The sequence below is a fragment of the Burkholderia theae genome, assembly GCF_048565265.1.
Lineage (GTDB): Bacteria > Pseudomonadota > Gammaproteobacteria > Burkholderiales > Burkholderiaceae > Burkholderia > Burkholderia theae.
Genome location: NZ_CP183461.1, coordinates 656,781 through 670,529 on the forward strand (window position 1 = coordinate 656,781; position 13,749 = coordinate 670,529).

General features: G+C 69.2%; 14 protein-coding genes. 11 read left to right on the plus strand and 3 right to left on the minus strand.

All coding sequences use genetic code 11. The features are described from left to right. The first annotated feature begins 10 nt into the window (after nucleotides 1–10). The 3 genes from ACN22W_RS03155 to ACN22W_RS03165 all read left to right on the plus strand — a co-directional run bounded on the left by ACN22W_RS03155 (nucleotide 11) and on the right by ACN22W_RS03165 (nucleotide 3,545). Nucleotides 11–1,450 (plus strand): MFS transporter, encoded by a 1,440-nt coding sequence (locus tag ACN22W_RS03155; RefSeq protein WP_419686191.1) that lies wholly within the window; start codon nucleotides 11–13, stop codon nucleotides 1,448–1,450. Between the two features lie 69 nt (nucleotides 1,451–1,519). Continuing rightward, on the plus strand, nucleotides 1,520–2,476 hold the full coding sequence (locus ACN22W_RS03160; protein WP_419686192.1) for a 2-hydroxyacid dehydrogenase: 957 nt from the start codon (nucleotides 1,520–1,522) through the stop codon (nucleotides 2,474–2,476). A gap of 10 nt (nucleotides 2,477–2,486) precedes the next feature. Next, entirely contained in the window at nucleotides 2,487–3,545 is a 1,059-nt protein-coding gene (locus tag ACN22W_RS03165; RefSeq protein ID WP_419686194.1) for an L-idonate 5-dehydrogenase, read from the plus strand. Nucleotides 3,546–3,641: 96 nt separating this feature from the next. On the opposite strand, the gene ACN22W_RS03170 is transcribed toward ACN22W_RS03165, so the two are convergent. Further along, nucleotides 3,642–4,841 carry an MFS transporter gene (locus ACN22W_RS03170; protein WP_419686196.1) on the minus strand — a complete coding sequence of 400 codons (1,200 nt, stop codon included), beginning with the start codon at nucleotides 4,839–4,841 and terminating at the stop codon, nucleotides 3,642–3,644. A gap of 310 nt (nucleotides 4,842–5,151) precedes the next feature. On the opposite strand from ACN22W_RS03170, the gene cynR reads away from it, so the two are divergent. Beyond that, nucleotides 5,152–6,042 (plus strand): transcriptional regulator CynR, encoded by an 891-nt coding sequence (gene cynR / locus ACN22W_RS03175; RefSeq protein WP_193097617.1) that lies wholly within the window; start codon nucleotides 5,152–5,154, stop codon nucleotides 6,040–6,042. Between the two features lie 30 nt (nucleotides 6,043–6,072). Here the strand turns inward: cynR and ACN22W_RS03180 are convergent, their stop codons facing one another. Further along, a complete protein-coding gene (locus ACN22W_RS03180; RefSeq protein WP_412022489.1) occupies nucleotides 6,073–6,795 on the minus strand; it encodes a FadR/GntR family transcriptional regulator in 723 nt (240 codons plus the stop codon). Between the two features lie 213 nt (nucleotides 6,796–7,008). Between ACN22W_RS03180 and ACN22W_RS03185 the strand changes: the two genes are divergently transcribed. The 3 genes from ACN22W_RS03185 (at nucleotide 7,009) to ACN22W_RS03195 (ending at nucleotide 9,986) form a co-directional block, all read left to right on the plus strand. Further along, complete coding sequence (locus ACN22W_RS03185) at nucleotides 7,009–8,331, plus strand: C4-dicarboxylate transporter DctA (protein WP_048251228.1); 1,323 nt, start codon at nucleotides 7,009–7,011, stop codon at nucleotides 8,329–8,331. 108 nt (nucleotides 8,332–8,439) lie between these two features. Beyond that, a complete protein-coding gene (alc, locus tag ACN22W_RS03190; protein ID WP_419686199.1) occupies nucleotides 8,440–9,447 on the plus strand; it encodes an allantoicase in 1,008 nt (335 codons plus the stop codon). A 14-nt stretch (nucleotides 9,448–9,461) separates the two neighbouring features. After that, a complete protein-coding gene (locus ACN22W_RS03195; RefSeq protein WP_048251196.1) occupies nucleotides 9,462–9,986 on the plus strand; it encodes an ureidoglycolate lyase in 525 nt (174 codons plus the stop codon). 172 nt (nucleotides 9,987–10,158) lie between these two features. Here the strand turns inward: ACN22W_RS03195 and fur are convergent, their stop codons facing one another. Then, nucleotides 10,159–10,587 carry a ferric iron uptake transcriptional regulator gene (fur, locus tag ACN22W_RS03200; RefSeq protein ID WP_011350926.1) on the minus strand — a complete coding sequence of 143 codons (429 nt, stop codon included), beginning with the start codon at nucleotides 10,585–10,587 and terminating at the stop codon, nucleotides 10,159–10,161. A gap of 141 nt (nucleotides 10,588–10,728) precedes the next feature. On the opposite strand from fur, the gene ACN22W_RS03205 reads away from it, so the two are divergent. The 4 genes from ACN22W_RS03205 to ACN22W_RS03220 all read left to right on the plus strand — a co-directional run bounded on the left by ACN22W_RS03205 (nucleotide 10,729) and on the right by ACN22W_RS03220 (nucleotide 13,565). Beyond that, the gene (locus tag ACN22W_RS03205) at nucleotides 10,729–11,547 is read left to right on the plus strand and encodes an outer membrane protein assembly factor BamE (RefSeq protein WP_129513698.1); all 819 of its coding nucleotides are present in this window, start codon (nucleotides 10,729–10,731) and stop codon (nucleotides 11,545–11,547) included. Between the two features lie 65 nt (nucleotides 11,548–11,612). Next, the gene (dapB, locus tag ACN22W_RS03210) at nucleotides 11,613–12,410 is read left to right on the plus strand and encodes a 4-hydroxy-tetrahydrodipicolinate reductase (RefSeq protein ID WP_048251198.1); all 798 of its coding nucleotides are present in this window, start codon (nucleotides 11,613–11,615) and stop codon (nucleotides 12,408–12,410) included. Nucleotides 12,411–12,428: 18 nt separating this feature from the next. Continuing rightward, a complete protein-coding gene (locus ACN22W_RS03215) occupies nucleotides 12,429–13,097 on the plus strand; it encodes a MotA/TolQ/ExbB proton channel family protein (protein ID WP_193097620.1) in 669 nt (222 codons plus the stop codon). Between the two features lie 24 nt (nucleotides 13,098–13,121). Next, the gene (locus tag ACN22W_RS03220; RefSeq protein WP_419686203.1) at nucleotides 13,122–13,565 is read left to right on the plus strand and encodes an ExbD/TolR family protein; all 444 of its coding nucleotides are present in this window, start codon (nucleotides 13,122–13,124) and stop codon (nucleotides 13,563–13,565) included. Nucleotides 13,566–13,749 lie beyond the last annotated feature (184 nt).

Below are 13,749 nucleotides of genomic sequence, written 5' to 3' on the forward strand. Positions count from 1 at the left end.
GGAGACAACGATGGATCGCACTTCCCCGCCGCCCGCGCGGCACGATGCCGTGCCGGCCGAGACCGTCGAGCGCCGCGGCGTCGACACGAAGCAGCTCAACCGCGCGGCATGGACCTGCTCGCTCGGCAGCGCGCTCGAATACTACGATTTCGCGTTGTACACGCTCGCGTCGGCGCTGGTCTTCGGGCCGCTGTTCTTTCCCGGGCAAACCGCGGAGATGCGGCTGATCGCGAGCTTCGGCACCTACTTTGTCGGCTTCGCGGTGCGCCCGCTCGGCGGCGTCGTGTTCGGCGTGCTCGGCGACCGGATCGGCCGCAAGTTCGTGCTGACCGCGACGGTGCTGCTGATGGGTGTCGCGAGCACGCTGATCGGCGTGCTGCCGACTTTCGCGACGGCCGGCTATTGGGCGCCCGCGCTGCTCGTGCTGCTGCGCATCCTGCAGGGCCTCGGCGCCGGCGCCGAGCAGGCCGGCGCCGCCGTGCTGATGACCGAATACGCACCGCCCGGCAAGCGCGGCTTCTATGCGTCGCTGCCGTTTCTCGGCATCCAGCTCGGCACCGTGCTCGCGGCCGCCGTCTATTTCCTGCTGCTCGCGAACCTCGACCGTGTCACGGACGGCTGGGGCTGGCGCGTGCCGTTCCTGTTCAGCGCGGTGATCGTCGCGGTTGGGCTCTACATGCGCGTGAGGCTGCACGAGTCGCCGACCTTCGTGCGGCTGGAAAAACGCGCGCAGGTCTCGGCGAATCCGCTGAGGAGCGCGGTCCGGCATTCGAAGCGTTCGCTGCTGATCGGCATCGGCCTGCGGATGGCCGAGAACGGCGGCTCGTCGATCTACCAGGCGCTCGCCGTCAGCTATCTCGCGGGCGTGATCGGGATGAAGGGGCCGATCGGCGCGCTCGCGCTGGTGTGCGCGGCGACGGTCGGCGCATGCACGGTACCGCTGGCGGGCCGGCTGAGCGACCGCTTCGGCCGCGTGCGCGTGTATCGCGCGTTCGCGTGGCTGCAGCTCGCGCTCGCGTTCCCGGTGTGGTGGATCTTCAGCCAGGGGAACGTGGTCGCGAGCGTCATCGCGATCTCGGTCGCGCAAGGCTTCGCGAACTGGGGGATGCTCGGCGCGCAGGCCGCGCTGCTGCCCGAGCTGTTCGGCGCGCGCCATCGCTACATGGGCGTGTCGTTCTCGCGCGAAGTATCGGCCGTGCTCGCGGGCGGGATCGCGCCGCTGGTCGGCGCGACCCTCATCGCGACCGTGATCGCGCTGCACGGCGGCGACCACGCGGCCGGCGTGCGCGCGTGGGTGCCGATCGCCGCCTATCTGGCGCTGCTGACGCTGATCACGCTGTTCACGACCGCACGGATGCCCGAAACGCTGAACCGCGATCTCGACGATCCGCTCGATGCGGCGCAAACCGCGCCGGCGCCGGACGCCGACCCGCTCGCGCGGCACGCATGAACGGGCCGGGCGGCCGACGCGGCCCGGCATGGTTTCGCCTTCAATTCACCTCGACAGGAGCAAGCGCAGATGGCGCACGAATCGACCCAGCGGCCCGCACTGCTGATGACGGGCCCTTACCAGCCGTGGGACGACGCATGGCTGTCGGCCGGCTACGACGTACACCGGTTGTGGGAGGCCGCCGACCGCGCGGCGTTCCTCGCCGAACAGGGCGCCGGCGTGCGCGCGATCGCGACACGCGGCGACCTCGGCGCCGATACCGCGCTGATCGCCGCGCTGCCGAAGCTCGAGATCATCGCGTGTTATGGCGTGGGCACCGACGCGATCGATCTCGCCGCCGCGCGCGAACGCGGCATCCGCGTGACGAACACGCCCGACGTGCTGACCGGCGACGTCGCCGATCTCGGCGTCGGGCTCGCGCTCGCGATGATGCGGCGGATCGGCGCCGGCGACGCGTACGTGCGCTCCGGCGCATGGCGCGACGGCGACATGCCGCTCGTCACGCGGCTCTACGGCAAGCGCGTCGGCGTGGTCGGCTTCGGCCGCATCGGTTCGACACTCGCGCGCCGGCTGTCCGGATTCGACGTCGAGCTCGGCTACTTCGACGTCGCGCCGCGCGCGGACAGCCCGTACCGTTTCTTCGGCGATCTGGCCGAGCTGGGCGGCTGGTGCGACCTGCTGATCGTCACGCTCGCGGGCGGGCCGTCGACTCGCGGGCTCGTCGACGCACGCGTGCTCGACGCGCTCGGGCCGCATGGTTATCTCGTGAACGTGTCGCGCGGCACGACCGTCGACGAACCCGCGCTGCTCGACGCGCTCGAGCGCGGCGCGATCGCCGGTGCCGCACTCGACGTGTTCTGGAGCGAACCGCGCATCGACCCGCGTTTCCTCGCGTTGCCGAACGTGCTGCTGCAGCCGCATCATGCGAGCGGCACGATCGAGACGCGTCAGGCGATGGGCTGGCTCGTGCGCGACAACCTCGCCGCGCACTTCGCCGGCGAGCCGCTGCTCACGCCGGTCGTCTGAGGAGAGTGTCATGCGTATGCGTTGCATGTGTGTCGTGATCCACGGGCCGAACGACCTGCGGGTCGAAGAGCAGGATGCGGGCGAGATCGGCCCGGGCCAGGTGCGCGTCGACGTCGCGATGGGCGGCATCTGCGGCTCCGATCTGCATTACTTCCGGCACGGCGGTTTCGGCGCGATCCGGCTGCAGCAGCCGATGGTGCTCGGCCACGAGGTTGCCGGCACGGTCGCGGCGGTCGCGCCGGACGTGACGTCGGTGAAGGTCGGCGATCGCGTCGCGGTCAATCCGAGCCGGCCGTGCGGCGCGTGCCGCTATTGCCTCGAAGGCCTGCCGAACCAGTGTCTCGACATGCGCTTCTACGGCAGCGCGATGCGGATGCCGCACGTGCAGGGCGCGTTTCGCAACGCGCTCGTGTGCGACGCGGTGCAGTGCGTGAAAGTGGCCGAGCACGTGCCGCTGTCGCTCGCGGCGCTCGCCGAGCCGTTCGCGGTCGGGCTGCATGCGGTGTCGCGCGCGGGTCCGCTGATCGGCAAGCGCGTGCTGGTGTCGGGCTGCGGGCCGATCGGCGTGCTGGCGGTCGCGGCGGCGCGCGTGCACGGCGCGGCGGAGATCGTCGCGACCGATGTCGTCGAGGCGCCGCTGGAAGTGGCGCGCTCGCTCGGCGCCGACCGCACGATCAATGCGGCGACCGATGCCGGATGGGTCGCGCGCTACGCCGCCGACAAGGGCACGTTCGACGTGATGATCGAGTGTTCGGGCAATGAGCGTGCGCTGCGCGACGGTCTGGACGTGATGCGTCCGCGCGGGGTCGTCGTGCAGCTCGGACTCGGCGGCGATGTCAGCCTGCCGCAGAACGTCGTGGTCGCGAAGGAGCTGTCGATTTGCGGATCGTTCCGCTTCCATGCGGAATTCGCGCTTGCGGTGCAGTTGATCAACGCGGGGCGCGTCGACCTGCGGCCGGCCGTGACGCGCGTGTTCCCGATGCGCGACGCGCATCTGGCGTTCGAACTGGCCGGCGACCGACAGCGCGCGATGAAGGTGCTGATCGATTTCGCGGACGAGTCCGCCTGATCGTCCGGCGCCAGCCCACAACACGTCGGTGAAAGCAAAAAAGGCACGCCCGCGGTTCGCGCGGCGTGCCTTTTTTCGTGGCGATCTGGAAACGGATTACTGCGTGACCTGCCGTACGCCGACGCGCTGCGAAGCGAGCCACAGCGCGATCAGCACGCCGGCAAGCGCCGCGCCCGCGATACACACGCCGCGCCAGCCGTCGATGCCGTACGCGACGCTCGCCGCGAACGACCCGAGCGCGCCGCCGATGAAGTAGCTCGTCAGGTAGATCGTCGTCACGCGGCTGCGCGCGTTGCCCGCCAGCGCATAGATCACGCTCTGGTTCGAGATGTGCATGCCCTGCACGCCGACGTCGAGCAGCAGGATGCCCGCGATCAGCGCCGCGAGCGAGTGCGCGCCGGTCGCGATCAGCGCGAACGATGCGAGCACGGCCGCCGCGAACAGCCCCGTCGCCGCATTGCCGTGGCCGCGATCGACGAGCCGGCCGGCCGACGTTGCCGCGAGCGCACCCACCGCGCCGACGATCCCGAACAGGCCGATCCGACCTTCGGAATAGCTGTATGGCGGCTGGCTCAGCAGAAACGTGAGGCCCGTCCACAGCAGGCTGAAGCACGCGAACACGAGCGCGCCGTAGGTGGAGCGCAGCGCGATCAGCGGTTGCGCGCGCACCAGTGCGACCAGCGACTTCATCAGCGCCGCATAGTCGACGCGCGTATCGCGGCGATCCTTCGGCAGCTTCACGGCGAGCACGCCGGTCAGCGCGAGCACCATCACCGCGGCGATGCCGTACACCGCGCGCCAGCCGAACCCGTCGGCGATCGCACCGGCCGCGACGCGCGCGAGCAGGATGCCGAGCAGCAGCCCGCTCATCACGGTGCCGACCGCGCGGCCGCGCGAACGCGCGTCGGCGAGCGATGCCGCGAACGGCACGAGCAGCTGCGTCGAACACGTGACGAAGCCGACCGCGACGTTCGCGACGACGAACATCGTGAAGTTCGTGCTGAACGTGACCGCGACCAGCGCGACGACGTTGAGCATCAGCAGCCGCACGATCAGCGTATGGCGGTTGACCGCGTCGCCGAGCGGGACGATCAGCAGCAGGCTTGCCGCGTAGCCGAGCTGCGTCAGCGTGACGAGATAACCGAGCTCGGTCGGCGCGCGCCCGAAGCTGTGCGCGATCGCGGCGAGCAGCGGCTGCGCGTAATAGATGTTGCCGATGACGATGCCGCACGCGCAGGCGAACAGCAGCGTCATGCCGCGGGTCAGGGGAGGATGGGTGTCGTGATGCGGTTCCATGGTCGCGAAAAACAGCGGCGCCGGCCGGCGGCACGGGGCCGTTGGCTGCGCGGGGTGACGGAAATCGGGGCCGGCGTCGACGGATCGGCGGTGAACCGATGCGCGCCGGGCGGATCGCGGCCGATGCCCGGATCGGGCGGGCGGCGGATCGCCGTGCGGCGGGCGAGGGCAGGCGGGCCCGGGCGTGCCGTTCCGGTGCGGCCAGGCGCGGTGCAGCGGAACGGATGTGCGTATCATGCGGGAATCGAACCATAGCGTCCAAGACTGGATCGTTATGGTATCCATTGGTAAAACCAATACGTTGGCCGCGATGCTTCTCCGCCATATCCGCTATTTCCTGGCCGTCGCCGAGCAGCGCAGTTTCACGCGCGCGGCCGACGCGCTGCACGTGTCGCAGCCGACGCTGTCGCAGCAGATCCGCCAGCTCGAGGAAACGCTCGGCGTGCAGCTGTTCGACCGCTCGGGCCGCACGGTGCAGCTCACCGAATTCGGCGAAGTCTATGCGCGCCACGCGCGCGCCGCGCTGCACGAACTCGATACGGGGCAGCGCGCGCTGCACGACGTCGCCGATCTCGGCAGCGGTTCGCTGCGGCTCGCGATGATGCCGACCTTCGCGGCCTACCTGAGCGGCTCGCTGATCGACGCGTTCCATGCCGATTATCCGAACGTCGCACTGACGATCGACGCGATGCCGCAGGAGCGCATCGAGGCTTTGCTTGCCGACGACCGGCTCGATGCCGGCTTCGCGTTCGTGCCGCCGCGCGCGCCAGATATCGACGCGCTGCCGCTATGGGACGAACCGCTTGCGCTCGTGACGGGCCGCACGCACCGCCTTGCGCGGCGCCGCCGCGCGCTGACACCGGCCGAGCTGAGCGGCGAGCCGCTGGTGCTGCTGAGCCGCGCGTTCGCGACGCGCGAGAGCATCGACCGCTATTTCATCGAGCATGGCGCGCGGCCGTTGATCGCGATCGAGACGAATACGATCAGCGCGGTGCTGGAGCTCGTGCGCTGCGGCCGGCTCGCGACGGTGCTGCCCGATGCGGTCGCGCGTGAAAGCGCCGGCCTGTGCGCGCTGGAGATCGATCCGCCGCTGCCGACCCGCACGGCCGCGCTGCTGACGCGCAAGGGCGCATACCGCAGCGTCGCGGCGCGCGCGTTCATCGAGCGCGCGCTCGCGTATCGCGATCCGTCGGGAGGTTGACCGGTACGACCGGGCGGCGGCCCGGGCGCGTTACGCGCCCGGTGTCGGGAAGAAGATGCCCGCGCGCTGCGCGGCGTTCGCGATGTGCGTTTCGATCGCGGTGCCCGCGGCGGCCGCATCGCGCGCGATCAGCGCGTCGACGATCGCGCGGTGCTCGTGCCACGTCGACAGCAGCAGCTCGCGCCGGTAGAACGGCATGCGCTGGCTTTCCTTCATGATGTCCGCGCTGCTGCGCAGGACCGATTCGATCGCCGCGTTGCCGGCGAGATGGATGATCCGCATGTGGAAGTCGAAGTCGAGCTGCGACGCCGCGTCGAGCGCGCTCTCGGTCAGCGCGACGTGCAGGTCGGCGAGGTTCTCCTCGAACCACGCGATGTCGTCATCGCTGACGACGTGCGCGGCCATCCGCGCGGCAAACCCTTCGAGCGCATAGCGCATCTGGTACGTGTCGGGCGGCGACGATTGCTCGGCGAACCGCCATGCATGCGCGGCCGTTGCCTGCGCGCTTTCGACGTACACGCCCTTGCCCGCGCGGATGCGCAGCATGCCGAGCGCCTCGAGCGTCGACAGCGCCTCGCGCAGCGACGCGCGGCTGATCTCCAGCTCCTCGGAGAGCTGACGCTGGGCCGGCAGCAGGCTGCCGACCGGATAAACGCCTGCCTCGATCCGGTCGCGGATCGTCGCGATGGTGGCGTCGGTCACGGTATGCGGAACATTTTTCATGATGTGAACGATGGCCGGTCTGACCGGCATTGTAATCCGCACATGCGCGGTGCATGACCGCCCTACGGGTAAGCCACGATCAGGCACGCTTTCGGGGCAACCGGGCGCGTGCGGAGGGGGCGGGAAATCCCTATTTTGTCCGTCCTTGACGCCACTATATCGGCTTCCTACTATCCTCCATAACATCACTGGTCTTACCAGTATGAACAGACGAAACTGCAACCGTTGGATCGGGAGAGCGCCGTGTCGAAATTCTTCAATTCGCTGTTTGGCCGGGTAGTCGTCGCATTGATCCTGGGGGTCGCGCTAGGCGCGTTCTTCCCGCATTTCGCCGAGTCGTTGCGACCGCTCGGCGACGGCTTCCTGAAGCTCATCAAGATGGTCATCGGCCCGATCGTGTTCTGCGTCGTGGTCAGCGGGATGGCCAACGCAGGCGACCTGAAGAAGGTCGGCCGGGTCGGCCTGAAAGCCGTCATCTACTTCGAGATCATGACGACGCTCGCGCTCGGCATCGGCCTCGTGCTCGCGTGGCTCACACGCCCGGGCGTCGGGATGAACATCGACCTGCGCTCGCTCGACGCGTCGTCGCTCACGTCGTACGCGAAGAACGCCGAAAGCCTGAAGGACACGGCCGGCTACCTGATGAAGATCATCCCCGAGACCGCGATCGACGCGTTCGCGAAGGGCGACATCCTGCAGATCCTCGTGTTCGCGGTGCTGTTCGGCTCCGCGCTGTCGCTGCTCGGCGACAAGGCGCAGCGCGTCAACTCGCTGATCGAGGAACTGTCGCACGTGTTCTTCCGGATCATCGGCTTCATCATCAAGCTCGCGCCGCTCGGCGTGCTCGGTGCGATCGCGTTCACGACCGGCAAGTACGGCGTCGCGTCGCTCAAGCAGCTCGGCTACCTGGTCGCGGTGTTCTACCTGAGCTGCTTCGTGTTCGTCACGGTCGTGCTCGGCATCGTGATGCGGCTCGCGGGTTTCTCGGTGTTCAAGCTGATCCGCTACCTGCGCGAGGAACTGTCGATCGTGCTCGGCACGGCGTCGTCGGATGCGGTGCTGCCGCAGGTGATGCGCAAGCTCGAATACATGGGCGTCAAGGATTCGACGGTCGGCCTCGTGATCCCGACCGGCTACTCGTTCAACCTCGACGGCTTCTCGATCTACCTGACGCTCGCCGTGCTGTTCATCGCGCAGGCCACCAACACGCCGCTGTCGACGCATGACCTGATCGTCGTGCTGCTCGTGTCGCTCGTCACGTCGAAGGGCGCGCACGGCATCCCGGGTTCGGCGATCGTGATCCTCGCGGCGACGCTGTCGGCGATCCCGGCGATTCCGGTGCTCGGCCTCGTGCTGATCCTGCCGGTCGACTGGTTCGTCGGCATCGCCCGCGCGCTGACCAACCTGATCGGCAACTGCGTCGCGACGGTCGTCGTTGCGGTGTGGGAGAACGACATCGACCGCGCCCGCGCGACACGCGTGCTGAACCGCGAGCTGCGCTACGTGCCGGCCGAAGAGGAAGGCCGCACGGCGCCGGTCGCCGGCGACCAGGCTCACGCGCTCTGAGCGCGCCGCCGCGCGGGGCGACCTCCTCCCCCCGGTTGTCCCGCGCGATCGATTGACTTGCTGCTGGCGCCTCGACGCGCCGGCGCTTTAAAACATAGTGGAGACGACATGGCAGCCCCCATCCTCGATCCGAACGCGCCGGCGTTTACGCGGCGTTACATGAACCTCGCCGACCCGCGCCTCGGTGCGCAGGCGCTCTTCGCCAGCGACGAATTCTTCGCGCCGAAGGAGCGCATGCTGAATCCCGAGCCGGCCGTGTTCATTCCCGGCAAGTACGACGACCACGGCAAGTGGATGGACGGCTGGGAAACGCGCCGCAAGCGCACGACCGGCCACGACTTCTGCGTGGTCCGCCTTGCGCGGCCGGGCGTGATTTACGGCGTCGATCTCGACACGAGCCACTTCACCGGCAATTTCCCGCCGGCCGCGTCGATCGAAGCGTGCAGCGCCCCCGGCGACACGCCGCCCGACGACGCCGAGTGGCGCACGATCGTCCCCGCGACGACGTTGCAAGGCAATTCGCATCACTACGTGAGCGTCGACGACGCGCAGCCGGTCACGCACCTGCGCGTGAACCTGTATCCGGACGGCGGGCTGGCGCGGCTGCGCGTGTACGGCCAGCCGCAGCGTGACTGGCGCGACGTGCCGGCCGGCGAGCTCGTCGATCTCGCGGCAATCGAGAACGGCGGTCATCTCGTCGCCGCGAACAACCAGCACTTCGGCCCGGCATCGCAGATGCTGATGCCGGGGCGCGGCGCGAACATGGGCGACGGCTGGGAAACGCGGCGCCGCCGCGAGCCCGGCAACGACTGGGCGATCGTCGCGCTCGCGCGGCCGGGCATCATCCGGCGCGTCGAGGTCGATACGGCGTTCTTCAAGGGCAACTTCCCCGACCGCTGCTCACTGCAGGCCGCGCGGGTAGCGGGCGGCACCGACGATTCGCTCGTCACGCAGGCGATGTTCTGGGCCGAACTGCTCGGCGAGCAGAAGCTGTCGATGGACCACGTGCATACGTTCGACCAGCTCGCGGCGCTCGGCCCCGTCACGCACGTGCGTTTCAACATCTTCCCGGACGGCGGCGTGTCGCGCCTGCGTCTGTGGGGCGAGCCGGCTTGAAGGAGGGTAACGGCATGAGCGGACCACACATCCTGCGCGTCGAGCGCCTGACCCGCGAAGCGTTCGCGCCGTTCGGCGACGTGATCGCGCTCGAAGGCGCGCGGCATTTCCCGATCAACGGCGGCACGACCGAACGCTTCCACGATCTCGCGACGATCGACGTCTGCGCGGACGGCGGCCGGCCGCTCGTCAGCGTGTTTCGCGCGCAGCCGCGCGCGCTGCCGGTCGCCATCACGCTGATGGAGCGCCATCCGCACGGCAGCCAGGCTTTCATCCCGCTCGCGGCCGTGTCGCGCTACGCGATCGTGGTCGCGCCGGCCGGCGAATTCCGGCCCGACGCGATGCGCGCGTTCCTGGCCGAAGGCTGGCAGGGCGTGAATTATGCGAAGGGCGTCTGGCACCATCCGCTGCTCGCGCTCGACGCGGTCAGCGATTTCGTGATCGTCGATCGCGGCGGCTCGCAGCCGAATTGCGACGAGATCCCGCTCGACGTCGCGTGGGCGCTCGAGTTCGAACCAGCCTGCGCGAGCACGGCCTGACGCGACGCGCAGCCGGCGCCGGGTTCCGGGCGCGGGCGGCGCGAGACGGCCGAAGGGCTTTCGTAAGCGTTCCGAACCGGTCCGCGCGCGGCGCGCGGCACGATCCCGAAAAGAACACGGCCCGGGCGGCGAAATGCCGGCCGGGCCGTGCTGCGTGCGCGAGTCGCGCGCTTTAGTGCTTGCGGTGCGGGCAGTTCTCGGTGGTGCAGGAACCGTACATCGCGAGCGAGTGTTCCTGGAGCCGGAAGCCGCGCTCCTTCGCGATGGCCTGCTGGCGGCCCTCGATCTCGGCGTCGAAGAATTCCTCGACGCGGCCGCAATCGAGGCACACGAGGTGGTCGTGGTGCGAACCTTCGTTCAATTCGAACACGGCCTTGCCGGATTCGAAGTTGCTGCGCGTGAGCAGGCCGGCCTGCTCGAACTGCGTGAGCACGCGGTAGACGGTGGCGAGCCCGATGTCGAGCTGCTCGTTGAGCAGGTTGCGGTAGACGTCTTCGGCCGTCAGGTGGCGCACCGGACTCTGCTGGAAGATCTCGAGAATCTTGAGGCGCGGTAGGGTGGCCTTGAGCCCAATATTCTTGAGATCCGTCGGATTGGTCATGGCTAGGCATCCCTAGAGTACAATGCAGGGCTTCAATGTTACCGGCTTTTCGCCGTTCCAGAAACACGCGCGGCCTGCATACGGGCCAGCACGGTGAAGGAAATGATCCCAGAATCGCTTTCGCACTTTCAGAGGAGTCGCATGCGGAGTGCCATCATCGCTGCCGCCGCCGTTGCGGCGCTGGCTGGTTGTTCGTCGTACGACAGCGTGACGCAGCGCATCGCGCAGAGCATCACGCCCTATCGGATCACCGTCGTGCAGGGCAACTTCGTATCGCAGGAGAAAGCCGCGCAACTGCAGGTCGGCATGACGCGCGAGCAAGTGCGCGCGTTGCTCGGCACGCCGCTGCTGGCGGACATGTTCCACGCCGACCGCTGGGATTACCTCTTCTACTTCAAGCGCGGCTCGACGGCAGTCGTCCAGCAGCGCGATCTCGTCGTGACCTTCGCGGGCGATCGCCTCGCGGGCTGGACAGGCGCAGACAACCTGCCGTCCGAGCTCGACCTGCTGGCCGACATCGACGGCGACCGCGGCGGCAAGAAGGCGAAGGCGGCCGCGGCGGCGAGGGCCGCTTCCGAGGCGGCTGCCGCGAGCGCTGCGCAAGCGGCGAGCGCGCCGGCGCCGGATACCGTCGCCAGCCCGTCCGTCGTGCCGGCGTCCGGCGCGGTGGTCGACCAGGATGCGAACGCGCAGGCTGCCCGCGCGGCCAACCGCGCGACCAACCAGGTGTCGGGTCAGGGCTCGAACGCGCGCCGTTTCGCGCCGTCCACGCAGGCTGCCGGCGGTGCGCCGGTGCCGGGCGGCCAGCCGCCGGGCGCGGTGCCGGCGATTCAGCCGCAGTTCCAGTTCCATCGTCCGCCGCAGCCGAACGTGTCGAACGAGGCGTCGCCGCCGGTCGGCCCGCAAGGCTCGGACACGCTGCAGAACCAGCCGATCACCGCGCCGGCCCAGTCGCAGTAAGCGGCCGGCAAGCGGAAACAGGGCGGCATGTGCCGCCCGCCTTTAGACCTGTCGTGTAGAAAGCCATGAAGATTGCGATTGCCGGCGCATCGGGCCGTATGGGCCGGATGCTGATCGAAGCCGTTCTCAACGATCCCGATGCACAGCTCGTCGGCGCGCTCGACCGCGCCGATTCGCCGTTCCTCGGTCAGGACGCGGGCGCGTTCCTCGGCAGGGAAACCGGGATCAAGCTGACCGACGACCTCGACGCCGTATTCGCGCAGGCCGACTACCTGATCGATTTCACGCGCCCGGAAGGCACGATCGCGCACATCGAGGCCGCGCTGCGCCACGACGTGAAGCTCGTGATCGGCACGACCGGCTTCACCGCCGAGCAGAAGGCCGAACTGCAGGCCGCGGCCGGCAAGATCGGCATCGTGTTCGCGGCGAACATGAGCGTCGGCGTGAACGTCACGCTGAAGCTGCTCGAATTCGCGGCGAAGCATTTCTCGCACGGCTACGACATCGAGATCATCGAGGCGCATCACCGCCACAAGGTCGATGCGCCGTCGGGCACCGCGCTGATGATGGGTGAAGCCGTCGCCGGCGCGCTCGGCCGCTCGCTCGACGATTGCGCGGTGTACGGCCGCCACGGCGTGACGGGCGAGCGCGATCCGTCGTCGATCGGCTTTGCCGCGGTGCGCGGCGGCGACATCGTCGGCGACCACACCGTGCTGTTCGCCGGGATCGGCGAGCGCATCGAGATCACGCACAAGTCGTCGAGCCGCGTGTCGTACGCGCAGGGCGCGCTGCGCGCGGTCCGCTTCCTGTCGGCGCGCGGCGCCGGCCTGTTCGACATGCAGGACGTGCTCGGCCTGCGCTGACACAACGGGGAAACTCCGATGGCGATTCCCACCGGCGTTGTCCACTACCTCGAAAGCGGCGATGCGATCACGCACGCCGTCGCCTATGTACTGCTGGCGATGTCCGTCGCCAGCTGGTGCTTCCTCTTCATGAAAGCCTGGCTGCTGGTCCGCGCGAAGCGGCAGGGGCCGCGTGCGCTCGCCGCGTTCTGGCGCGCGCCGTCGCTCGACGCGGGCATTGCCGCGCTCGCCGGCGCCGATCGCGAGCGCGTGTTCGTGCCGCTCGCCGAAGCCGCGCGCGATGCGGCCGACGACCACGATCCAGCCGCGCTGGCCGCGCGGGTCGAGCGCAACGAACGCGTGCTGCGCGCGTTGCGCCACGCGATGCTGCGCTCGCAGCGGCGTCTCGAATTCGGCCAGGTGCTGCTCGCGTCGATCGGCAGCACCGCGCCGTTCGTCGGGCTGCTCGGCACCGTGTGGGGCATCTACCATGCGCTCGGCAGCATCGCCGCGAGCGGGCAGGCGCAGATCGAGAACGTCGCGGGGCCGGTTGGCGAGGCGCTGATCATGACCGCGTTCGGGCTCGTCGTCGCGATTCCGGCGGTGCTCGCCTACAACATCCTCGGGCGGCTCGTGCGGCAACTCGCCGAGGAACTCGACGGCTTCGCGCGCGACCTGCACGTGTTCGTGTGCGCGCAGGAAGCCTGACGCGCCCATCCCGGAGGAGCAACCATGGCATTCGGCGGACTCGAGCACCACAAGACGTCCGCGCCGATGGCGGAGATCAACATGACCCCGCTGATCGACGTGATGCTCGTGCTGCTCGTCATCTTCATCATTACCGCGCCGCTGATGACGCATGCGATCCGGCTCGACCTGCCCAAGGTCGCGGCCAGCGTCGCGCGCGACACGCCGCAATCCGTCACGCTGTCGATCGACGACTCAGGCAAGCTGTACTGGGACGATACGCCCGTCGCGCTCGACGCGCTGCCGGCGCGCTTCCGGGCCGCCGCCGCGGGCGCCGCGCCGCCCGAGCTGCGGCTGCGCGCGTCGCGCGCGACCCGCTACGACGTGATCGCGCAGGTGATGGGGGCCGCGCAGGCCGCGGGCCTCACGCGGATCGGCTTCGTGACCGACATGCCGCCGCAGGCGGGTGCCGCCGGCGCGAAACCCTGACACCTCGTCGTGTTGAGGGCCCAAGCCCGCGAGACCGGCCGTGCGGGCCGGCACGGGCGGTATAATCGACGTTTTTCCCGGTCTGCAGGGTTTCCCTGGTCATCCGGAGCTCGTCCGGGCGTTCCGGGTTCTGCCGGCAACCGCGGTCGGGCCTGGAAACCGCCAGCCTGTTCCCGCGCCGGGC